The sequence below is a fragment of the Rhizobium aureum genome, from assembly GCF_030182495.1.
Lineage (GTDB): Bacteria > Pseudomonadota > Alphaproteobacteria > Rhizobiales > Rhizobiaceae > Rhizobium > Rhizobium tropici_C.
Genome location: NZ_JAQJCI010000009.1, coordinates 168628 through 191396 on the forward strand (window position 1 = coordinate 168628; position 22769 = coordinate 191396).

At 61.3% G+C, this 22769-nt stretch carries 17 protein-coding genes; 12 read left to right on the plus strand and 5 right to left on the minus strand.

Features of this window, described 5'->3' with window-relative positions; all coding sequences use genetic code 11:
* Positions 1–56 precede the first annotated feature (56 nt).
* Both PH552_RS21110 and galE read left to right on the plus strand, forming a co-directional pair.
* Positions 57–1223 (plus strand): pyridoxal phosphate-dependent aminotransferase, encoded by a 1167-nt coding sequence (locus PH552_RS21110; RefSeq protein ID WP_183762642.1) that lies wholly within the window; start codon positions 57–59, stop codon positions 1221–1223.
* 418 nt (positions 1224–1641) lie between these two features.
* Positions 1642–2679 carry a UDP-glucose 4-epimerase GalE gene (gene galE / locus PH552_RS21115; RefSeq protein ID WP_183762645.1) on the plus strand — a complete coding sequence of 346 codons (1038 nt, stop codon included), beginning with the start codon at positions 1642–1644 and terminating at the stop codon, positions 2677–2679.
* A gap of 12 nt (positions 2680–2691) precedes the next feature.
* On the opposite strand, the gene PH552_RS21120 is transcribed toward galE, so the two are convergent.
* Complete coding sequence (locus PH552_RS21120) at positions 2692–3618, minus strand: LysR family transcriptional regulator (RefSeq protein WP_285166273.1); 927 nt, start codon at positions 3616–3618, stop codon at positions 2692–2694.
* A 172-nt stretch (positions 3619–3790) separates the two neighbouring features.
* On the opposite strand from PH552_RS21120, the gene PH552_RS21125 reads away from it, so the two are divergent.
* The 8 genes from PH552_RS21125 (at position 3791) to mmsB (ending at position 12136) form a co-directional block, all read left to right on the plus strand.
* Entirely contained in the window at positions 3791–4999 is a 1209-nt protein-coding gene (locus tag PH552_RS21125) for an ABC transporter substrate-binding protein (RefSeq protein WP_183762648.1), read from the plus strand.
* A gap of 15 nt (positions 5000–5014) precedes the next feature.
* Positions 5015–5797 (plus strand): ABC transporter ATP-binding protein, encoded by a 783-nt coding sequence (locus tag PH552_RS21130; RefSeq protein ID WP_183762651.1) that lies wholly within the window; start codon positions 5015–5017, stop codon positions 5795–5797.
* Between the two features lie 2 nt (positions 5798–5799).
* Positions 5800–6501 (plus strand): ABC transporter ATP-binding protein, encoded by a 702-nt coding sequence (locus tag PH552_RS21135; protein WP_183762654.1) that lies wholly within the window; start codon positions 5800–5802, stop codon positions 6499–6501.
* A 2-nt stretch (positions 6502–6503) separates the two neighbouring features.
* A complete protein-coding gene (locus tag PH552_RS21140) occupies positions 6504–7391 on the plus strand; it encodes a branched-chain amino acid ABC transporter permease (protein ID WP_183762657.1) in 888 nt (295 codons plus the stop codon).
* Between the two features lies 1 nt (position 7392).
* The gene (locus PH552_RS21145) at positions 7393–8376 is read left to right on the plus strand and encodes a branched-chain amino acid ABC transporter permease (protein ID WP_183762660.1); all 984 of its coding nucleotides are present in this window, start codon (positions 7393–7395) and stop codon (positions 8374–8376) included.
* Between the two features lie 162 nt (positions 8377–8538).
* Positions 8539–10134: a GMC family oxidoreductase gene (locus tag PH552_RS21150; RefSeq protein WP_183762766.1), complete on the plus strand. Its 1596-nt coding sequence runs from the start codon at positions 8539–8541 to the stop codon at positions 10132–10134.
* 39 nt (positions 10135–10173) lie between these two features.
* Positions 10174–11232: an enoyl-CoA hydratase/isomerase family protein gene (locus PH552_RS21155; RefSeq protein WP_183762663.1), complete on the plus strand. Its 1059-nt coding sequence runs from the start codon at positions 10174–10176 to the stop codon at positions 11230–11232.
* A 22-nt stretch (positions 11233–11254) separates the two neighbouring features.
* On the plus strand, positions 11255–12136 hold the full coding sequence (gene mmsB, locus PH552_RS21160; RefSeq protein WP_183762666.1) for a 3-hydroxyisobutyrate dehydrogenase: 882 nt from the start codon (positions 11255–11257) through the stop codon (positions 12134–12136).
* 62 nt (positions 12137–12198) lie between these two features.
* Here mmsB and PH552_RS21165 read toward each other — a convergent pair whose 3' ends face one another.
* The gene (locus PH552_RS21165) at positions 12199–14268 is read right to left on the minus strand and encodes an ATP-dependent helicase (protein WP_285166274.1); all 2070 of its coding nucleotides are present in this window, start codon (positions 14266–14268) and stop codon (positions 12199–12201) included.
* A gap of 264 nt (positions 14269–14532) precedes the next feature.
* Between PH552_RS21165 and PH552_RS21170 the strand changes: the two genes are divergently transcribed.
* Positions 14533–15408, plus strand: a complete 876-nt coding sequence (locus tag PH552_RS21170) for an SMP-30/gluconolactonase/LRE family protein (protein WP_183762672.1) — start codon at positions 14533–14535, stop codon at positions 15406–15408.
* Positions 15409–15521: 113 nt separating this feature from the next.
* On the opposite strand, the gene secD is transcribed toward PH552_RS21170, so the two are convergent.
* The 3 genes from secD to PH552_RS21185 form a co-directional block, all read right to left on the minus strand.
* On the minus strand, positions 15522–18080 hold the full coding sequence (secD, locus tag PH552_RS21175) for a protein translocase subunit SecD (protein ID WP_183762675.1): 2559 nt from the start codon (positions 18078–18080) through the stop codon (positions 15522–15524).
* A gap of 92 nt (positions 18081–18172) precedes the next feature.
* A complete protein-coding gene (locus PH552_RS21180; RefSeq protein WP_183762678.1) occupies positions 18173–18592 on the minus strand; it encodes a hypothetical protein in 420 nt (139 codons plus the stop codon).
* Positions 18593–18829: 237 nt separating this feature from the next.
* Entirely contained in the window at positions 18830–20359 is a 1530-nt protein-coding gene (locus tag PH552_RS21185) for an ArnT family glycosyltransferase (protein WP_183762681.1), read from the minus strand.
* A 717-nt stretch (positions 20360–21076) separates the two neighbouring features.
* Here PH552_RS21185 and PH552_RS21190 point away from each other — a divergent pair.
* On the plus strand, positions 21077–22723 hold the full coding sequence (locus PH552_RS21190; RefSeq protein ID WP_183762769.1) for a globin-coupled sensor protein: 1647 nt from the start codon (positions 21077–21079) through the stop codon (positions 22721–22723).
* Positions 22724–22769: the final 46 nt, after the last annotated feature.

Here is a 22769-nt window from a genome sequence, read left to right on the forward strand (position 1 = left end):
AGTCATGGGATTTGTCCGCCGCTCTGCTTTATGAAGGCGGAAACCGGAGACTTTGCATGTCGATACTAGATAGCCTCAGCCCGCGCGCGCTCGCAGCACCCGAAAGCGGGATCGTCGAAGTGGTCAATTATGCCCGCGGCCGCGAAGGCCTGCTGCCGCTTTGGGTCGGCGAGGGCGATCTGCCGACGCCGGATTTCATCAATCGCGCCGCCATGGCCTCGCTCAATGCCGGCGAAACCTTCTACACCTGGCAGCGCGGCATTCCGGAGCTGCGCCAGGCGCTCGCCGATTACTACGGCCGGCATTTCGGCACGTCGCTGCCGATGGAGAATTTCTATGTCGTCGGCTCCGGTATGCAGGCGATCCAGCTTTCCGTGCAGGCGATCACCTCTCCCGGCGACGAGATGGTCTATCTCTCCCCGGCCTGGCCGAATATTGCCGCAGCGCTGGAGATCGCGGGCGCCCGTTCCGTCGCCGTACCCTTACAATTCGAGCACGGCAAATGGTCGCTCGATCTCAATCGATTGGAAGCGGCGATCACGCCGAAGACCAAGGGCCTATTCATCAATACCCCGTCCAACCCCACAGGCTGGACGGCAACCCATCAGGACCTCCGCGATATTCTCGCCCTGGCGCGCAAGCATGATCTCTGGATCATGGCCGACGAAATCTATGCGCTTTACTATTATGCCGGCGGCCGTGCGCCGAGCTTCCTGGACGTCAAGGAAGCCGATGACAAGATTCTCTTCGTCAATTCCTTCTCGAAGAACTGGTCGATGACCGGCTGGCGCGTGGGCTGGATCGTCGCGCCGGCCGAACTCGGACAGGTGATCGAAAACCTCGTGCAATATTCGACCTCGGGTGTGGCGCAATTCATGCAGAAGGGCGCGGTTGCGGCGCTGAACGAAGGCGACGATTTCGTCAGCTCCAATATCGAGAAGGCAGCCCGCTCGCGTGATATTCTCTGCGAGGCGCTGATCGCCACCAATCGCGTGCAGACGTTGAAGCCGGATGGCGCACTCTATTCCTTCCTGAAGATCGACGGTGTCACCGATAGCCGCAAGACCGCCATCGACATCGTCGACAAGACCGGCGTCGGCCTGGCACCCGGAACGGCCTTCGGTTTGGGCGGAGAGCTGTTCATGCGCGCCTGCTTCCTGCGCGATCCGGTGCAGGTCGCGGATGCCGCGGAGAGGTTGAGCCGGTATATTTTGAGTTTGTAGGTACGATCTGTGTGCTGCGGCTGACAGCGTTTGATTTGGCTGGTCCCGATACCCCCTCTGCCGCTTTCGCGACATCTCCCCCACAAGGGGGAGATTGGAAACTCGCGGCAGCTTCTCACACCCAATGAACATCATATCTGCTGAATCTGAAACTTCATTGTTTTGGCGGAGGAGCAGCAACCTCCCAACAATCTCCCCCCTTGTGGGGGAGATGTCACGAAGTGACAGAGGGGGGTATGCACTCTCCGATATATGCGAGGCCTGCCGTCACACACCCAATCCATAAAATCCAATCAAACTGCGAAAGCCCCCTCTAACCATCCCCGCAATCTTTCCCGCCGGGCCTCCCGCTTTTAATCAATTTCGCAGGAGGAGCGGCCTCATATGGGGTCGGTAAGACTTGGCGGGGACGCGAAGAATGACTGTTTTGGTGACGGGCGGGGCCGGTTATATCGGCAGCCACATGGTCTGGAGATTGCTGGATGCGGGAGAGGACGTGGTGGTTCTCGACCGCCTGTCGACGGGTTTCCGCTGGGCCGTTCCGGCGGCCGCTCGCTTCTATCTCGGCGATATCGCCGATGAAGCGCTCCTGCAGACGATTTTCGCTGAAAACCATATAGAGGCCATCATTCATTTCGCCGGCTCGGCCGTTGTCCCTGCATCGATCGAGGACCCACTTGCCTATTACGAAAACAACACGGGCAAGACCCGCATCCTCATGAGTGCCGCCGTTAGGGCCGGCATTCGCCATTTCGTCTTCTCGTCCACCGCCGCTGTTTATGGCCAGCAGCCGGCGAACAGACCGGTCAGCGAAGACGTGCCGTTGCGGCCGGAATCGCCCTATGGCCAATCCAAGCTGATGTCCGAACTGATGCTGCGCGATGCCGCGGCGGCCTATGATTTCCACTATGTGGCTTTGCGTTATTTCAATGTCGCCGGCGCCGATCCCGAGGGAAGGGCCGGCCAGTCGACCGACGGTGCCACTCATCTCATCAAGGTCGCCTGCGAGGCGGCTCTTGGCCGCCGCCGTCAGGTCGATATCTACGGCACCGATTATGCGACACATGACGGCACCGGCGTGCGCGACTACATCCACGTGAGCGATCTCGTCGAGGCGCATCTCGTGGCCTTGCGCCATCTGCGCGATGGCGGCCGCTCGCTGGTCGCCAATTGCGGCTATGGCCACGGTTACTCCGTGCTTGACGTGCTCAACATGGTCATGCGCATCCACGGTCGTTCCTTCCGCATCCATATCGCCCCGCGCCGGCCCGGCGATATGGCGAGCATTGTCGCGGACGCGACGCTCGCTCGCCGCGAGCTGGGCTGGGTTCCAAAACACGACAGCCTTGAAACGATCGTGCGTTCGTCGCTGGATTGGGAACTTCGCCTCGCCGAGCGGGCGAGCTTCGATGCCGCCGGGCTCGGCAAGATCTATGCTGCTCCGAGCATGCTATAGCCTGAAGCGATCTCAGCTCTCGGTGTTTCTCCAAGGCCCCAGAAAGGCCGGCGCATTCTTGCGCACGGCTTCCGCCAGAAAATCGATGACAGTGCGCACGCGTGGCGACTGGCGCAGGTCGCGGTGGCAGGTGATCCAGTAGTGGCGCCTGAGATCCACCTCATGCGGCAGAACGACCTGCAGATCGGGATGCTTGCCGGCGATGAAAAACGGCAGCACGCACAGCCCCTGGCCGTTCTTCGTCGCCGTCAGCTGCGCAAAGATGCTCGAGCTCTGGAATTGCGGCCTGATACGCGGATGGACGTCGTCGAGATAATCCAGGCCCGGCGCGAAGATCATATCCTCGATATAGCCGATGAAGGCGAAGTCAGGCAGATCGTCGCGGCTTTCGATCGGCGGATGGCGGGCGAGGTAATCGCGCGATCCGTAGACCTGCAGATGATAGTCGGTGAGCTTTTCGGTGAAGTAGGGTCCGGCCTTCGGCGGGTCGAGCACCACGACGATATCGGCCTCCTTGCGCGAGAGCGACATGATCTGCTGAATGGTGATCAACTCAAGTGAAATATTCGGATGCCTGGCGGTGAATTCCGGCAGCACGCCGGTGAAGAAGAAGTTTGAAAAACCCTCCGGCGCGCTGATGCGCACAACACCCCGTTGTGCTGCCGATCCCGCAGAAAGATCAGAGCGCAGACGTTCCGTCTCCTGCTCCATATGCTCGGCGGTATCGACGAAGCGCTGGCCCATACTGGTCAGCATGTAGCCGCGCGGATTGCGCTCGAAAAGCTTGACCTTCAGGGCGAATTCCAGCCGGTCGATACGGCGTGAAACCGTGGCGTGGCTGCTGCGCAATTGTCGTGCGGCTGTCGAAAGCTGCCCCGTTCGCGCAACGGCGAGGAAGAACTGCAGATCGTCCCAGGTAAAGTGCGGCGTGCGCTTCATGCATCCTCCTCTGTTCAAAAATGAACAGACCTTGTTTGGAATTAATTGCAATCGCGACTTGCGTCAACGCGCGAATTCCGTGATCTTGGCGGTCGGGAAAAGCCGTTTTGAGGAAAGCGGCTGGCCAATTTTGAACAGATTCGTTTTTGCCAAATCTCTGGGAGGAGAGGATATGCGAAAGAGTCTTATTGCGTCCCTTGCATTTCTGCTTGCAGCCAGCACCGCGGCTTTCGCCGCTGGCCCGTCCGATGGTGTCGTCAAGATCGGCATTCTCAACGACCAGTCCGGCGTCTATGCGGATTTCGGCGGCAAGTCGTCGGTAGCGGCCGCCAAGATGGCCGCCGAGGATTTCGGCGGCAAGGTTCTCGGCGTGCCGATCGAGATCGTCGATGCCGATCACCAGAACAAGCCCGATATCGCCTCCAACATCGCCCGTCAGTGGTATGATCAGGACAAGGTCGACGCCATCATGGAGCTGACGACCTCTTCGGTCGCGCTCGCCGTGCAGGCGGTTGGCAAGGAAAAGAAGAAGATCGATATCGTCACGGGCGCCGCGACCACCGATCTCACCGGCAAGCAATGCTCGCCCTACGGCTTCCATTGGGCCTATGACACGCATGCCCTGGCCGTCGACACCGGCGGCGCGCTCGTCAAGCAGGGTGGCGACACCTGGTTCTTCCTGACCGCGGACTATGCCTTCGGCTATTCGCTCGAGCAGCAGACCAGCGATTTCGTCAAGGCAAGCGGCGGTAAGGTGCTCGGCTCGGTCCGCCATCCGCTGTCGACCAATGACTTCTCGTCCTTCCTGCTGCAGGCGCAGTCGTCGGGCGCCAAGGTCATCGGCCTTGCCAATGCCGGCCTCGACACCTCGAATGCCATCAAGCAGGCCTCCGAATTCGGCATCACCCAGGGTGGCCAGCATCTGGCGGCACTGCTCTTCACGCTCGCCGAAGTCCACGGCCTCGGCCTGCAGGCGGCGCAAGGCCTGACGCTGACGGAAGGCTATTACTGGAATCTCGACGACAAGAGCCGCGAATTCGGTAAGCGCTTCTTTGCCCGCACCGGCAAAATGCCGAACATGATCCATGCCGGCACCTATTCCGCTGTCATGCAATACCTGAAGGCCGTGCAGAAGGCCGGCACAGACGATACCGAGGCTGTTGCCAAGCAGCTGCATGAAATGCCAGTTGATGATTTCTTTGGCCGCGGCGGCACGGTCGGTGCCAACGGCCGCATGATCCACGACATGTATCTTCTTCAGGTCAAGAAGCCGGAAGAGAGCAAGGAGCCGTGGGATTACTTTAACGTGCTGGCGACGATCCCCGGCAAGGAAGCCTATATCGATCCGGCCAAGAGCGGCTGCGATCTCGTCAAGCAATAGGGCTTGGAACAGCCGATGGCGATGTCCTCGACACATCAGCATGAAGAGCCCCGGGTGGTGTTATCCGCCCGGGGACTGCGCCGCGATTTCGGCGGCTTCACCGCCGTCAAGAATGTGGATCTCGACGTACATCACGCCCAGGTCCACGCTCTGATCGGTCCGAACGGCGCCGGCAAGACGACGGTGTTCAATCTGCTCACCAAGTTCCTGCAGCCGACGCATGGGACCATCACGCTGCTCGGCACCGATATTACCAAGACGAAACCTGACAAGGTCGCGCGTATGGGGCTCGTGCGCTCCTTTCAGATTTCCGCTGTTTTCCCGCATCTGACGGTGCTTGACAATGTTCGCGTCGCCCTGCAGCGGCCAAACAATCTCGCCCACCAGTTCTGGCGGCCGCTATCCGCTCTCGACAGCCTCAATGCCCGTGCCGAACAGCTCATCGCGTCAGTCGGTCTCTCGAAGGAGCGCGATGCCATCGCTGCCGATCTTTCGTACGGCCGCAAGCGCGTGCTGGAGATCGCAACGACGCTCGCGCTCGATCCGAAGGTGCTGCTGCTCGACGAGCCGATGGCCGGCATGGGGCTGGAGGACGTGAACACCGTCTCCGCCATCATCCGCGATGTTGCGCGCGACAGGGCTGTGCTCATGGTCGAGCACAATCTCTCGGTCGTTGCCGATATCTGCCATCATGTCACGGTGCTGCAGCGCGGCGAGATCCTGGCCCAGGGCGATTATGCGACGGTCAGCCGGGACCCGCGTGTCCGCGAAGCCTATATGGGCACGGAGGAGGCTTGACGATGGCGTCGCTTCTGGACGTTCAGGGACTTAATGCCTGGTATGGTGAAAGTCACATTCTGCATGGCGTCGATATGCATGTGGGCGAGGGGGAAACCGTCACCATCCTCGGCCGCAACGGCGTCGGCAAGACGACGACGCTGCGCACCATCGTCGGCATCGTCCGTGCCCGCAAGGGCAGGATCGCTTTCGCCGGCAAGGACATGATGCAAGTGCCACTGCACAAGACGGCACATCAGGGCATCGGTTTCGTGCCGGAAGAGCGCGGCATCTTCTCGACGCTCAGCGTCTATGAAAACCTGATGTTGCCGCCGGTCGTGGCAGCAGGAGGCATGACACTCGATGAGATCTTCGAGCTGTTTCCCAACCTGCATGAGCGGCGCAACAGCGTCGGCACCAGGCTTTCGGGCGGCGAACAGCAGATGCTCGCCATGGCCCGCATCCTGCGCACCGGCGTCCGCATGCTGCTGCTCGATGAGCCGACGGAAGGTCTTGCGCCCGTCATCGTCCAGCGCATCGGTGAAGTCCTGCAGAAGTTGAAAAGCCGCGGCATGACCATCTTGCTCGTCGAGCAGAATTTCCGCTTCGCCAGCCGCATCGCCGATCGCTTCTATGTGATGGACCACGGCCAGATGGTCTCGGAATTCCCGGTTGGCGAACTCTCCGAGCGCATGGATATGCTCCACAAGGTTCTGGGGGTCTGAGCATGACGACGATATTCGGCATCCCCGCCCAGGCGCTTCTCGGTCAATTGCTGATCGGGCTGATCAATGGCTCCTTCTATGCATTGCTGAGCCTTGGCCTTGCGATCATCTTCGGCATGCTGCGAGTGATCAATTTCGCCCATGGCGCGCTCTATATGCTCGGCGCCTTCACCGCCTATCTGCTGCTTGCCTATACAGGCATCGGCTATTGGCCGGCACTGGTTCTGGCACCGCTGATCGTCGGCCTGTTCGGCGCGCTGGTCGAGCGGTTCTGCCTACGCCGGCTCTACAGGGTCGATCCGCTCTATGGCTTGCTCTTCACCTTCGGCATGGCGCTGACCATAGAAGGAACCTTCCGCTATCTCTACGGCTCCTCGGGCCAGCCCTATGCCGTGCCGACGGAATTGGCGGGCGCGAAGAATATCGGCTTCATGTTCCTGCCCGTCTATCGCGGCTGGGTGGTCATTGCCTCGCTGGTCGTCTGCATCGGCACCTGGCTGCTGATCGAAAAGACCAAGCTTGGCGCTTATCTGCGCGCCGCGACCGAGAATTCCACGCTTGTGCAGGTTTTCGGCGTCAACGTGCCGGTGCTTCTGACGCTGACCTATGGTTTCGGCGTCGCGCTTGCCGCCTTTGCCGGGGTGCTCGCCGCACCGATCTATCAGGTCTCGCCGCTGATGGGGTCGAACATGATCATCATCGTCTTCGCCGTGGTCGTCGTCGGCGGCATGGGCTCGATCATGGGAGCGATCGTGACGGGCTATATGCTCGGGATTGCCGAGGGCCTCACCAAGGTTTTCTATCCGGAAGCCTCCAACATCGTCATCTTCGTGATCATGGCAATCGTGCTGCTTCTGAGGCCTGCAGGCCTCTTCGGTCGGGAGGCGTGATATGGCTGGATTAATCAGCTTGAGCTCCAAGGAGCGTCCGAAGCTTTCCGTGCAGAAGCTGTTGCTGATCCTCGGCCTTGTCGGTCTGATCTGGGCACCCTTCTTCATCTACCCGATCTTCGTCATGAAGGTGCTCTGCTTCGCGCTGTTTGCCTGCGCCTTCAATCTGCTGCTCGGCTATGCGGGTCTGCTCTCCTTCGGCCATGCCACCTTCTTCGGCGGCGCGGCCTATTTCACCGCCTACGCCGTGAAGGAATGGGGCGTGCCGCCCGAACTCGGCATCCTGATCGGCGTTGCTGGTGCCTCGCTGCTCGGCCTCGTCATGGGTTTCGTCGCCATTCGCAGGCAGGGCATCTATTTCGCCATGATCACGCTGGCGCTCTCCTACATGTTCTATTTCTTCTGCCTGCAGGCGGCATTTACCCATGGCGAGGATGGCATTCAGTCGGTGCCGCGCGGCTATCTCTTCGGCGTGCTCGATCTCAACAACTCCTTCAACATGTATTACTTCGTCCTCGCGATCTTCCTGATCGGCGTGCTGATCATCTGGCGTTTCATCAATTCGCCCTTCGGCATGATCCTGAAATCGATCCGCGAGAACGAGCAACGGGCGATTTCGCTCGGCTATTCCGTCGCGCATTACAAGCTCGGCGCCTTCGTCATGTCTGCGGCGCTGGCGGGGCTCGCCGGTGCGGTCAAGGCGCTGGTCTTCCAGTTCGCGACGCTGACGGACGTCGCCTGGCAGATGTCCGGCGAAGTCATTCTCATGACCTTGCTTGGCGGCATAGGCACGCTGATCGGCCCGATTTTTGGCGCGGGGTTCGTGGCGACGCTGGAAAACTATCTCGCCACATCGGAATTCCCCGTCACCATCATCACCGGCATCGTCTTCATGGTCTGCGTCCTGCTCTTCCGCCGCGGTGTCGTCGGCGAATTCTATGCCTCGCGGTTAGGACGGAAGCTGGGGTTTGAATATCGGCGGTAATGATCAAACCTATGCGTTCTTGTTGTGCACCCCCTCACCCCAGCCCTCTCCCCAAGGGGAGAGGGGAAACTGTCTTTGACGATCACCGGATACGGGGCCTAGGCAAATGCCGAAATAGTCCCCTCTCCCCTCGGGGAGAGGGTTAGGATGGGGGGCATGCCAATGGATCGCTTCGACTACATCATCATCGGTGCCGGCAGTGCCGGATGCGTGCTGGCCAACCGGCTTTCGGCCGACGGCAACAACAGGGTGCTGCTGCTGGAAGCCGGCGGCAATGACAATTACCACTGGATCCACATTCCGGTCGGCTATCTCTATTGCATCAACAACCCGCGCACGGACTGGTGCTTCACCACGTCGCCGGAAGCGGGATTGAACGGCCGGTCGCTGAACTACCCGCGCGGCAAGGTGCTGGGCGGCTGCTCCTCCATCAACGGCATGATCTATATGCGCGGCCAGGCGCGTGATTACGATCTCTGGCGCCAGCTGGGCTGCGCCGGTTGGGGCTGGGACGATGTGCTGCCCTATTTCATCAGGTCAGAGGATCATTATCGCGGCGAGGATGAGATGCATGGCGCCGGCGGCGAGTGGCGGGTCGAGAAGGCCCGCGTGCGCTGGGCCGTGCTTGATGCCTTCCAGGCCGCGGCCAAGGAGGCCGGCATCCCCGAGACGGCGGATTTCAATCGCGGCAACAATGAAGGCTCCGGCTATTTCGACGTCAACCAGCGCTCCGGCATTCGCTGGAACACGACGAAGGCCTTCCTGCGCCCGGCGATGAAGCGCGGCAATCTCACCGTCTATACCAAGGCACAGGTCCGCCGCCTGATCGTCGAGGGCGATGCCGTGACCGGTGTCGAGTTCCAGCATGATGGCGTGGCGAAGCGCGCCTATGCGAATAAGGAAACCGTATTATCCGCCGGCTCCATCGGCTCGCCGCACATTCTCGAGCTCTCGGGCATCGGTCATGGCGAGGTGTTGAGCAAGGCCGGCATCGACGTCGTGCGCGAGGTCCGGTCCGTCGGCGAAAACCTGCAGGATCATCTGCAGCTTCGCCTTGCCTACAAGGTGACCGGCGTACCCACGTTGAACGAGAAGGCGACGAAGCTGATCGGCAAGGCGGCGATCGGGCTCGAATATCTGGTTCGCCGCTCAGGCCCGATGGCGATGGCGCCGAGCCAGCTCGGCATCTTCACCCGCTCCGGACCGGACAAGGAAACGCCGGACCTGCAATATCACGTGCAGCCGGTCTCGCTCGACAAGTTCGGCGATCCCGTTCACCCCTTTCCGGCCATCACCGCCAGCGTCTGCAACCTCCGGCCCGAAAGCCGCGGCTCCGTGCATGTTCGCAGCCCCGATTTCGCCCTACAGCCGGCCATCAGCCCGAATTATCTTTCGGCGGCACGCGACCGGGAGATCGCCGTTCGTTCGATTCGCCTGACGCGGCGCATCGTCGCGCAGCCGTCCTTCGCCCGGTTTCGTCCGGAGGAATTCAAGCCCGGTCCGGCCTATGAGACGGATGCCGATCTGGAACGTGCCGCCGGCGATATCGGCACGACGATTTTTCATCCGGTCGGCACTTGCCGCATGGGCAGCGACGCCCAAAGTGTCGTGGATCCCCGCCTGCGGCTCAGGGCATTGGCAAGGCTGCGCATCGCCGACGCCTCCATCATGCCGTCGATCACATCGGGCAATACCAATTCGCCAACCATCATGATCGCCGAAAAGGCCGCCGAGATGATCCTTGCCGATAACCGATGAAGGCCTATTGATGGACGGAAGCGGAGACAGGAGATTTGCATGGACAGCACCGACGAGGTCATCATCGAGCGGCGCGGATCGGCCGGCATCATCAGGCTCAATCGACCGAAGGCGCTGAACAGCCTGACGCTGCCGATGGTACGGGCCATCGCTTCGGCGTTGGAGGATTTCGCTGCCGATCCGCTGGTCGGAAGCGTCATCGTCCTGGGTGAGGGGGAGCGCGGCTTCTGTGCCGGCGGTGATATCCGCCTGCTGCACCAGAGCGGCAAGGAGGGTTCCGGCAGAGCGGAAACCTTCTGGCGCGAGGAGTTTCTGCTTAACCATGCCATATCGCGCTACGCCAAGCCCTATGTGGTGCTGATGGATGGCATCACCATGGGCGGCGGCGTTGGTCTCTCGGCCCACGGCAGCCATCGCATCGTCACTGAACGCACGCGCCTTGCCATGCCCGAGACCGGCATCGGCTATTTCCCGGATGTCGGCGCCACCTGGCTGCTGCCGCGTGCGCCTGGCGAAGCCGGAACCTGGATGGGGCTGACCGGCCTTACGATCGCCGCCGCCGATGCGATTCATGCCGGTTTTGCCGATCATTGTGTCGCATCCTCGGAACTGCCGGCGCTGGTCGATGCGATTGCCGCACTGGCTACCTCGGCCACTGCAGCAGACGTGCATGCGCTGATCCGGACGATGGCGGTAGACGCCGGCGAAAGCCGGCTCGCGGCAAATCGGGATGTTATCGATCGGGCGTTTTCGGCAGATACGGTGGAGGGGATACTAGCGGCATTGACTGGTGAGCCCGGAGAGTTCGCCGCGGAAGCCGCAAGTGTGATCGCCAGCCGCTCGCCGACCAGCCTCAAGCTGACCTTGCGGCTGCTCAGGGCGGGGCGAGCGAGCGCCGATCTTGCCGAATGCCTCAATCGCGAACTCGGCGCCTGCAAGGGCATATTGTATAATCACGATTTCTACGAAGGCGTGCGAGCTGCCGTCATCGACAAGGACCGCAATCCGAAATGGTCTCCGGCGAGCCTTGCCGAAGTGACCGTTGCCGATATCGACCGCTTCTTCGTGCCGGCGCAGCCGCCGCTTTTCACAAGATAACCGATCGTGGGAGGAAAACATCATGACACGGATCGCTTTCATCGGCCTCGGCAATATGGGTGGTCCGATGGCCGCCAATCTCGTCAAGGCCGGCCATGCCGTGATCGGGTTCGACCTCTCGCATGATGTGCTGAAGGCAGCCGAAGCGTCTGGCGTGAAGGCCGCCAGCGTACTGACCGAGGCTTTGGCCGATGCCGAAGTGGTCGTGACCATGCTGCCGAAAAGCCAGCATGTCCTCACAGTCTGGACCGATGTGCTGCGGTCAGTTCCGAAGGGAACGCTGCTGATCGACAGCTCCACCATCGATGTCGACAGCGCCCGCAAGGCGCATGCGATGGCCGGCGAAGTCGGTTGCCTTTCGCTCGATGCACCGGTTTCCGGCGGCACGGGCGGTGCTGCGGCCGGCACGCTGACCTTCATGGCCGGCGGCTCGGCGGAAAGCTTTGCTGCCGCCAAGCCACTGCTCGAGGTGATGGGCAAGAAGATCGTCCATTGCGGCGATGCCGGTGCCGGCCAGGCCGCGAAGATCTGCAACAACATGATCCTCGGTATCTCGATGATCGGTGTCTGCGAAGCCTTCGTGCTCGGTGAAAAGCTCGGCCTCTCTCATCAGGCTCTCTTCGATGTCGCCTCGACGTCCTCCGGTCAATGCTGGTCGATCAATACCTATTGCCCTGTCCCCGGACCCGTGCCGACATCGCCGGCCAACAACGACTACAAACCCGGCTTCGCGGCAGCGCTGATGCTCAAGGATCTACGGCTATCTCAGGAGGCGGCCTTGTCGAGCGGCGCATCGACGCCTCTGGGTGCGGAAGCGGCGCAGCTGTATGCCCTCTTCGAAAAGCTCGGCAATGGCGGCCGCGATTTTTCGGCGATCATCGAGATGTTTCGCGAGGCGAAGTGAGGATTGCCGGATGGTCAGACGGGGCACTTCAGATTGCCTCGTCCCAGCGACCGAGTCTCAACTCACCGCCACATGCCCCGCATCCGCGCCCCCACATCGACGCGCACTTCTCTCGCCCGGATCGCGGCGGCGCTTTCGGCGCGTGCCTGCGGCCAGCCGCAAACCTCGAAGAACTGCAGCAACGTCGCCGGGATGAAACGTGTGCGCGAGGCAAAGACATGCTTGTCGCCCTGCGCATGTTGACCATGCACGAAGAAACGCTGCGGAATGACGAGATCGAGATTGTCCTTCGCCCGCGTCATCGCAACATAGAGCAGCCGCCGTTCCTCCTCGATCTCGGCCGATGATCCGACGGCGAGATCGGCGGGGATGCAGCCGTCGACTGCGTTGAGGATGAAGACCTTCGTCCACTCCTGCCCCTTGGCGGAATGAATGGTTGAGAGGATCAGATAGTCCTCATCCAGCAGTGGCGTACCGGCCTGATCGCTGGTCGCGTCAGGCGGATCGAGCGTCAGTTCGGTGAGGAAGCGCTCGCGCGAGCCGTAGCCCGCGGCAATCTGTTCGAGCTGGACGAGATCCGCCTGGCGTGTCGCGGCATCCTCATGCGCGCGTTCCAGATGCGGTTCGTACCATTGGCGGACAAGGCCAATTTCCCCCGGCCAGCCGGCCTTGCCGCTTTTAACTTCTCGCATCGTCTCGACAAAGGCGGTCCAGTCGTCTCCCGTGCGCGGCGGTGGCGGCAGTTCGCTGAGCGCCGCAATCGGACTCGCTTCTTCGCCGATCTGGTCGAGCACGCGCTGTGCTGTCGAAGGGCCGACGCCGGGCAGGAGCTGCATCAAGCGGAAGCCCGCCACGCGATCGCGCGGGTTCTGGGCAAAGCGCAACGCCGCCAGCATGTCCTTCACATGGGCGCTGTCGAGAAACTTCAGCCCGCCGAATTTGACGAAGGGGATGTTGCGCCGGGCGAGTTCCACTTCCAGCGGGCCGCTATGGCTCGACGTGCGAAAGAGCACGGCCTGCTGCTTGAGCCGCGTGCCGCCCTCGCGATTTTCCAATATCTGGTCCGCGATGTAGCGCGCCTGATCGGACTCGTCACGCACCGTCACCAGCCGCGGCCGTTCCGTGCTCTGCCGCTCGGTACGCAGGTTCTTCGTGAAGCGCTCCGAAGCGAGATCGATCACGGCATTGGCGGCGGCCAGGATCGGCTGCGTCGAGCGGTAATTGCGGTCGAGCGTCACGATATCGGCCGAGGGCGTGAAGGCTTTCGGAAAGTCGAGAATGTTGCGCACGGTCGCGGCACGGAAGGAATAGATCGACTGCGCGTCATCACCGACGACGGTCAATCCCCGGCCATCCGGCTTCAGGGCGAGCAGGATGGAGGACTGTAGCCGGTTGGTGTCCTGATATTCGTCGACGAGCACATGGTCGAAACGGCTGCCGATATCCTCGGCGATCAGCGGCTCCTGCAGCATATGCGCCCAGTAGAGCAGCAGGTCGTCGTAATCGAGCACGTTCTGCGCCTGCTTCGCTTCGACATAAGAGGCGAAAAGATCGCGCAGCTGCTGCTCCCACATGGCGCACCATGGAAAGAAGTCGCGCAGTACGCCGTCGAGCGGCGCTTCCGCATTGACGGAGCGCGAATAGATCGCAAGGCATGTCGCCTTGGTCGGGAAACGGTTCTCCGTTTTGGAAAAGCCGAGATCATGGCGCGCAAGGTTCATGAGGTCGGCGCTGTCTTCCCGATCGTGGATCGTGAAGGCCGGATCGATGCCGATCTGCTCGGCATAATCCCGCAGCAGGCGCGCGCCGATGCCGTGGAACGTACCGCTCCAGGCCAGCGCATCGGCGGTGATGCCGGCATTGGCCCCCAGCACCTCGCGGCAGATGCGCTCGACGCGGCGGCCCATTTCGGCGGCGGCGCGGCGCGAGAACGTCATCAGCAGGATACGGCGCGGGTCGGCGCCCTTGACGATCAGATGCGCCACCCGATGGGCAAGCGTATTCGTCTTGCCGGAGCCGGCGCCCGCGATGACGAGCAGCGGTCCGGCGATGTGGCCCGTATCCGCTGTCGTGCCGTGTTCCACCGCCAGCCGCTGCTCCGGGTTCAATTTTTCCAGGTAGGCGGCAGTCATCAATTCTCCTGGATGGCGAGGAAGCCGGGCGCGACCTGCGACGAATCGCAGATGTGAAAATATCTCAGCGTTCTATGGATGTTCCGAATCGGCCGAACCTGTCAAGTTGGAGGAAATTCCCTCGTCGGTGCGAAGTTTGCGCAAGAATTTCATTCGGATTTGGTGGAGGCGGCTCGAAAAGAACTTTGTTTGTTCTTATGTATGATCATGGCGCGGCACTTTTGAGTATGGGTTTCGCAGTGCGTTGAGTGAAGGTTTCCGAATATGAACGAAACGATCGCCACTGGGCTGCGCCTGCCTGGCGGACTGGTGGCTCTGCCGGACGGGCGCATCGCGCTTGTTGAGACGGACCCAAGTCGCCGTTATCTAAAGCTTTTCGATACGAGCGGCGCCTGTGAGGAACTGTGTCGGATCGGCGGCAGCCCGACCGGAATCGCGATCGACGGTGACGGCTGCTTCTGGGTGGCCGGCGGCCCGGAGAATTCGCTCATCAAGCTCTCGCCGCAAGGGCGGATCCGCCAGGTGATAGAGGGGAGTGCCGACGGCCCGTTTCTTCATCCGAACGCGCTCGCCTTCGGGCCCGACGGCCTGCTCTACATGACCGATTCCGGCATTCGCCTCACCGACCTGCTGGAAAGAGGGCATATCCATCCGGATTTCTTCAAGGCCGCCTATAATGGCTGCGTCTATCAGATCGATCCTTCCGAAGGCCGGGTGATCCGCGTCCTGGCCGCCGGCCTGCTGCTTGCCAGCGGCATCGCCTTCGGACCTGATGGGCTGCTTTACTATAGCGAGACGCTGACTGGAAAAATCCATCGGCAGATCGTCGGCGGGCGGCAGGAGATGTTTGCGCAATCGATGAGGTCGCCCGCGGTAAACGTACTGCGCGGGCCATCGGGCCTTGCCTTCGATCGCAGCGGCACGCTCTATTGTGCCATGTCCGGCCTTGGCGAAATTTGTCTGATCGATAGAGAGGGGATGATGTCCGGCCATATCCGCACCAATGGCACGCGGCCGAGCGGCATCGCCTTCACCGTCGACGGCAAGCACCTGCTCGTCGGCGAACAGGAGAAGGGCGTCATAGAAAAGATAACGGCGCCCCGTCTCGGCCTGCCGTTGCATATGCCGTCCATTTCCTGAGGCGCTTTGCGATTTTCTAATGGCGCTCGCCGCGCATTTCGCCTGAGATGCTTTCGTCCGGCTGATGGACATGCCCGAAGCTCGGGCATGTCCTGTTCTCAGATATTGGCTGCTTATTCTAACGCGGGGATCTGCTTGTTGTCCTTGCCGGACTTGTCGTCCGCCGGCTTCGCATCGTTGGCGACCGGCTTGGCATGGCGGCGACGCCAGTCGCCGAGGAAGAGCAGGATCGGCGCGGCAATGAAGACCGACGAGGCACCGGCGACGAGGATGCCGAACACCATCGGGATCGCGAAGCTGGAGACGGCGCTGCCACCCCAGATCGCCATCGGCACCAGCGCCAGGAAGGCGGTGGCGTTGGTATAGAGGCTTCGCGCCAGCGTCTCGTTGATCGACCTGTCGATGATATCGCGCAGCGGCATCGACTTGTAGAGCCGCATGTTTTCACGCATGCGGTCATAGACCACGACCTTGTCGTTCACCGAATATCCCACAAGCGTCAGGATTGCGGCGATGGCCGTCAGGTTGAAATCGAGTCCGGTGATCGCGAAGAAACCGATCGCCTTGGTGACGTCGAGGATCAGCGTGACGATGGCGCCGACTGCGAACGGCCATTCGAAGCGATACCAGATGTAGAACAGCATCGCCAGGCTGGCGATCACGACCGACAGGATGCCGGCCCAGGCAAGCTCGCCCGAGACCTTCGGACCGATGACATCGGTGCCTTCGATGGTCGCGCTTGGATCGATCTTGACGATTTCTGCCTTGAGCTTGGTCACTGCGGCGGTCTGCGCCTCTTCACCGCCGTCCTGGCGCTGGGCGCGGACAAGAAGGCTGTTGTTGTCGCCGAAGGACTGCAGTGCGATTTCGCCGAGGCCGAGCGTGTTCAGGCCCTCGCGGAACGTCGCCAGATCGGCCGCGTCCTTGGTCTTGACCGACATCTGGATACCGCCGCGGAAATCGACGCCGTAGTTGAGGCCCGGATGGATGAACAGGACCACCGAGGCGAGCGACAGGATCGCCGAGACGGTGACGCCGAAGAAGCGGGCCTTCATGAACTGGATGTGCTTGTCATAGGGGCTGAAGGGGATCAGCGGCCTGATGTTGATCACCTTCAGCTTACGGCGACGGGTGATGGCGATCATCACTACGCGCACGAAGGCGACGGAGGTGAACATCGAGATGATGAGGCCGAGACCCATGGTCACGGCAAAGCCGCGGACGGGGCCGGAGCCGAAGTAGAACAGGATGGCGGCAGCGATCAGCGCCGTCATGTTGCCGTCAATGATCGTCGAATAGGCCTTCTTGAAGCCGTTATCGATGGCGGCGAAGGCGCCGCGACCCTTGCGGGTTTCTTCGCGGATGCGCTCGTTGATGAGAACGTTGGCATCGACCGCAAGGCCGATACCGAGAACGATACCGGCAATACCCGGCAGCGTCAGCGTGGCGCCGACAAGCGTCAGGGCCGAGAAGGTCAGGACCGTGTGGATGAGCAGGGCAACATTCGCCAGAATCCCCCAGGTGCCATAGAGCACGAAGATGAAGGCGGCAACCAGAACGAAGCCGACCAAGCCGCTATAGATGCCCTTCTGGATCGCGTCGCTACCAAGGTCGGCGCCGACGGTACGCTCTTCGATGACGGTGAGCTTGGCCGGCAGAGCACCGGCACGCAGCAGGGCTGCAAGCGTGGTGGCGCTGTCGGCGGTGAAGTTGCCGGAGATCTGGCCCGAACCACCGGTGATCGGCTCGCGGATATTAGGCGCGCTCAGCACCTTGTTGTCGAGGACGATGGCAAAGGGCTTTCCGACGTTTTCGCGGGTGATTTCGGCAAAGCGGTTGGCACCGGCGCTGTCGAAGCGGAAGGTGACGAGCGGCTCATGCGTGTTCGGATCGAAGCTCACGCGGGCGTCCGTCAGACGGTCGCCGGACAGTTCGATGCGATCGAGAACCGGATAGCTGTTGCCCTGCTCGTCCTTCATGATGGTGACGCCGGGAGGCGGATTGTTCGGATCGGCATTGTCGGCCAGCAGATGGAAGGACATCTTCGCGGTCGAACCGAGAAGCTCGCGTAGATGGGACGGATCCTGCGCGCCCGGAAGCTGGACGAGAACCCGGTTCGGGCCGACGCGCTGGATGGTCGGCTCGGCAACGCCCACCTGGTCGACGCGCTTGCGGATGACTTCAAGGCTCTGCTGGACGGCGGAGTCGACGTTGGCCGAAATGCCGGCCTGCGAGAAGGACATGGCGATCGTTGCGCCGTTCGGCTTGATGGTGAGATCGGACTGGCCGGCCGAGAGGCCCGACGTGATCGTATTGGCCAGCGTCTGCAACTGCGTCACCGCGTCACCGCTCTGCGAGGGATCGTTGAGCGTCACGACGATCTGGTCGCCGCTGCGGACGACCGAACGGACCTGGATGTTCTTGTCGCGCAGCACGCGGCGTGCGTCCTGCTGCAGCGATTGCAGCCGGCCGTTCGTCAGATCCTTCTCGTCGACTTCGAGAACGAGGTAGGAGCCGCCGCGAAGGTCGAGGCCGAGGGACACCTGGCTATGCGGCAGCCAGGATGGGATCTTGCTGAGAACCGACGGCGGCAGCGCGTTCGGCAGGGCTATCAGAAAGCCAATGACGATGATCACTGTATAGAGTGCCACGAGCCATGGTGAGGTGCGCATGGGTATTATCCTTGAAAATACGCTTATGCCGGCGGTTGACCGCTGGCGGACTTAAGGTCATGTCGGAGATGCGGCGCATCGGCGCCGATCGCTTACGCGAAATCGCCCGGAGGGCCGCGCGCGAAATAGGCGCTAAATGCCAGAGATTCGAGCCGAGCAGCATCGCCGGGATGGCGTGGCTGCCACGGCGTGGCCAGATAGCCGAGAGAGGGGAGGGAGGCGAGTATCGCCGGTCCGATATCGTGCCAGGTCGCTTTCGGCGTTACCAGGCGGTCGGCAACGACGATGCCGCGCACCGGATCCCGCAGGGACAGGTAGAGCGGTTGGCTATCCTTGCCGGAAGAAAGAGCATCTGCATCGGCGCGCGCGGCCAGATTGATGCCGCCACCGAGCGCCAGTCCGATATAGGCGAAGAACGCGACGAACAGCGAGGCGATCACGCGCGCGCCTGCGCGGTGTGTCCTGTCGTCTTTATCTTCGCTGTCGGCAATGCCGAATTCGAGTGGGCTCAACAGTCAGAAATGCCTTTGTTCCTTTGCCGGCGCGAACACCGGCGGTTCAGTCATGATATCAGGACGCCTGGCGTCTTCCCACTGCATAATTCCTTAAATCGGCATCGCTTTAAGGAATTATGCAACAGATTAAAAGCGCTACAGCGACCTTTGTGGGTCACATGTGACGCACGGCGCTTTAGCGCGGCCTGTCATGATGCACTTGCGCGAGCCGGTCAACAGTCCGGGCTCGGTTTCTTAATTTCCCGCTGCTCCCGTTCCGGCGGCTGCTGACGGTTTGGGTGCCAGGCAGGATGCCGAAACGCGATAGGCATGAAGCGTTTTGCCTTTCATCTCGCCATAGGGCGGCGACCAGCTCTTGATGAGGTCCACCTGGCTCCCCGCGCATTCGAAGGGGCCGTTGTCGATATACAGCACCGGCCCGGTCACGTCGGCCGGCAAAGAGAAATTCTGCTCGTAATAATTATTGGGAAAGCCGCCGAAATTGCGGGCATAGATCCGGAAAGGCTTACCCTTCAACGTATAATAAAGATCGGCGAGGATATCGCGATCCTCGGCGACGATGACCGGTGTCTTCGCGTCCGTCGCTATGTCGGCGATTTCCCGGCTGATGACGGCGCGTCCGACATAGCGCTTCATGATGAGATCGCCATTCGGCAGCTTGATGTCATAGGCAAAGACGGTCAGCACCGGGATCACGAAGGCGACGACGGCGCCGACGATCAGCGAGGTGCTCAGCCCCTTTTTCGTCAGGCGATAGAGCAACCAGACGGCGAGAATGGTGCCGGCGGCATAGGCCGAGACGGCCCAATTGGCATAGGCCTTAGCGAGGAGGGCCTGCAGCGTGATCAGCGCCACGACAGGCACCGATAGCCAGAACAGCAGCTTTTCCCGATCGTCGCTCCGCCCGCGGATCAATCGCCACGTCGTCCACAAAAGCGCATAGAAGACGACCGGGCCGATCACGCCGAACTGGGCGCCGAAGAAGCTGAGCCCGTTGAGTATGTGCTTCAGCAGACTGTTGCTGCCACCGTCTTTGCTCCATTGGGCAATATTTTCTGTGTGCTTTATGGTCGCTGCATCATGGGCGAAGTTCCACCAGAGATTGGGTGAAACGACGATGGCGCCGACGATGGCGGCAATCACAACATCCCGCCAGGCGATGCGCGCCGAACGCATCGTCAGCATGGCAATGCCGACACCGGGCAGAAGGAAAAGCACCGAATATTTCGTTAGGAAGGCGAAACCGAGACTGGCGCCGAGGATGACAGCTTCCAGCACCGAGGAACGCCTGGTCAGGCCGATAAAAGCCCATATGGCGATCGTCACGAACAGGATCTGGATCGTGTCGGTCGATACCAGCACGGCGGAAAGCGAGGCGGCTGGCAGCGTGATGAAGATGACGCCGACCCAGGGTGCAATCTCGCGTCCTTCCTCGCTCCCGATCAGCCGCCGCGTCGTGCGCATCAGCATCAGTGCGGTGGCGAGATGGAAGAGCGGCGCCGATATGCGGATCCAGAAGGTCGAATCCGAGCCGGAGATCACATTGAAGAAGCGGATGACCCAGGCGATCATCGGCGGTTTGGAGTAGTAGCCGAAATCGAGATTCTGGCCCCAGAACCAATATTGCGCCTCGTCGACGAAGAGGTCGGTCCTGTTGACCAGCAGCATGAGGACGCGCCAGAGCGTCACTCCGAAGATGATTGCGAGAGCCACCTGCAGAGAGAGTTTCTGTGCAGTCGTGCGGGAATGGGTCGTGTCGAGCATTAATGGATGGGTCTCGGTGCCTGATCGTGAGGCTTAATACGGAACTATTGAGACCAAAGCTAGCTCCCTGCCATCTGTAAGACGGCAGCGGTCGCCGTCGCAACCACGAATGCCGTATTTCGATTATGGATCTGAGACGCCGTGACAGCTTTATCTAAAGGACGCGCGAAGCGGCTTTACCGCGTGTCCCCTCTATGCGGCACAGAAGCATGAAGGCCGCAAGCGTCAGGCTGGCCATCAGCGAGGCGGTCAAACCAAGAACAATCATTGCTCTCTCCGTATCGACATCGAAGCTGTCTATCCCTTGAACAGTAAGATACGAAGCTTGCTCGTGACTTGCGATCCCAGTTTTTACCGGTCGATAAAGTATATCTGAAAGTAATGCCTAATTTAGGAGGGAATGGCGCAGAATACGCCTTCTTCCGTCATTAACCTTCGGGCAAGGAATTAACCATAAATATTGAGCTTGAACGTCGGAATGGGAAAATTGTGACTCGTTCTCACCAGGCATGAAGCCGCCCCGTCGTACCGGGTCCGATCCGGTATCCATGTCATCAAACAGGTCCGCAACAGACTTTGATGAACGAGCGAGCTTCGGTGCCTCGATCAGCTGATCGACGGCGACGGCTGCCTTTTCTCGCCTCCTCATTGCGCCTGGCGCGGATCATCAGCGGTTTCGCCGGCGCTTGAATGCGCGGCAGTTCGGCAGGGACGATTTTGGCGCAGGATTCGCCGTCAGATCAGGCAGGTAAGGCGCAGGCTGGCAGCCTTCGCGACCGCTTGCGTTTTGCTGGTCTCGATGCCGGGCAATGTGAAATCTTGCGCCGCCACCGGCCGATGCTCGAGACGCATCTGAAAGCAGGCCTGCGCGATCTCTTCCACCGCTTCCAGACCTTTCCGGATGCTTCCCGCAATTTTTCCAGTGAAAACCAGCTCGAGCGCCTTCAGGATCTGCAGTCCTCGCATTGGGATGTGCTGACGGATGCACGCTTCGACAGTCTTTATGCCGAGCGCGTGAAGGTTCTGTCCGACAGCGAAAGCAAGATGGGTCTCGACCCGCGCTGGCATGTCGCGGGTCATGGCGTGATGCTGGAGCATCTTCTTTCCGGCCTTCTCGAAGACATGGGCAGCCGTGCCATCCTGCCTGGAGCCAAGCGCCGCGCCCGTGAACTGAGCGAACTCGTGACATCAGTCGTGCGGCTCGTGATGGTCGATGTCGAGATTGCCGTATCGCTTCGCTTCAACGAATTGCGGGTCGGCCACCAGCGGGCGCTGGCCGAACAGCGGACTGCCGATCGCGCCGAGGCTGCGGCCTTCCTCGCTGAGCTTGCCAACGGTCTTGCCGATCGCGATCTGACGACCCGGCTGCCGATGGATTGTCCCGAAGCCTATGCCGAGGTCGCGGACGCCTTGAATGCGGCGCTGGAGGACATTCAGCAGCAGTTTTCGGCTCTGTCCGGCGGCGTCCAGGCGGCGGAGGCGGCAAGCGGTGCCATTTCCCATGCCTCGAAATCCCTCGCGGAAACATCGTCCGAACAGTCGCGTGCGCTCGCGGTCTCGGCGCGGCAGCTCGCCGAACTCGCCGAACAGGTGCGCGGCAATGCCGCCAATACGCGTTCGGCTGAGCGTGTCGCGGTATCGACGCGCGCGGCGGCAGAAGACAGCGGCCGGATCGTCGGTCAGGCGATATCGGCGATGTCGGATATCGAGACCTCGGCCGAAAAGATCGGTCAGATCATCGGCGTCATCGATGAGATTGCCTTCCAGACCAATCTTCTTGCGCTGAATGCCGGCATCGAAGCCGCCCGCGCCGGCGACAGCGGCCGCGGCTTTGCCGTCGTCGCGCAGGAAGTTCGCGCGCTCGCCCAGCGTTCCGCCGATGCCGCACGCGAGATCAAGGTTCTGGTGACGGGCACCAAAGCCCAGGTGGATGCGGGCGTCCAGATGGTTGGTCGCACCCAGGATGCGATCGGCAGCATCGTCCGTCAGGTGAGCGATATCAACGAGGCGATCTCCGGGATTGCTGCGGCCAGCGACGAGCAGGTCGTGGGACTCAAGGCGCTGACATCAGATATTGGCGGCTATAGCGAGCGCGCGGCGGCTGCCGGGAGCGAGGCGAGCCGCTCCGAGGAAGGCGCCGATCACCTGCATAGCGTCGTCGTCGAGCTCGGCCGGACCATTCGCGAGTTCCGCATCGAGCGCGAGCGGCGCCAGGCAACGCCTGCCGTGCCGGTGAAAACCGCTCAGCAACGCCAGCTCTCCGCCCGCGATGAATTCAACATCGGGCGGGACGAAGAAGAGATGGCCGATTTCGGCTTCCCGCTTCGCAGGACCGCAATGGGAGGCACACGCAATGCCTATTGATCTTTCAGTTTCATGCACATGCGGGCCGGGCGGCCCGATTTCAAAC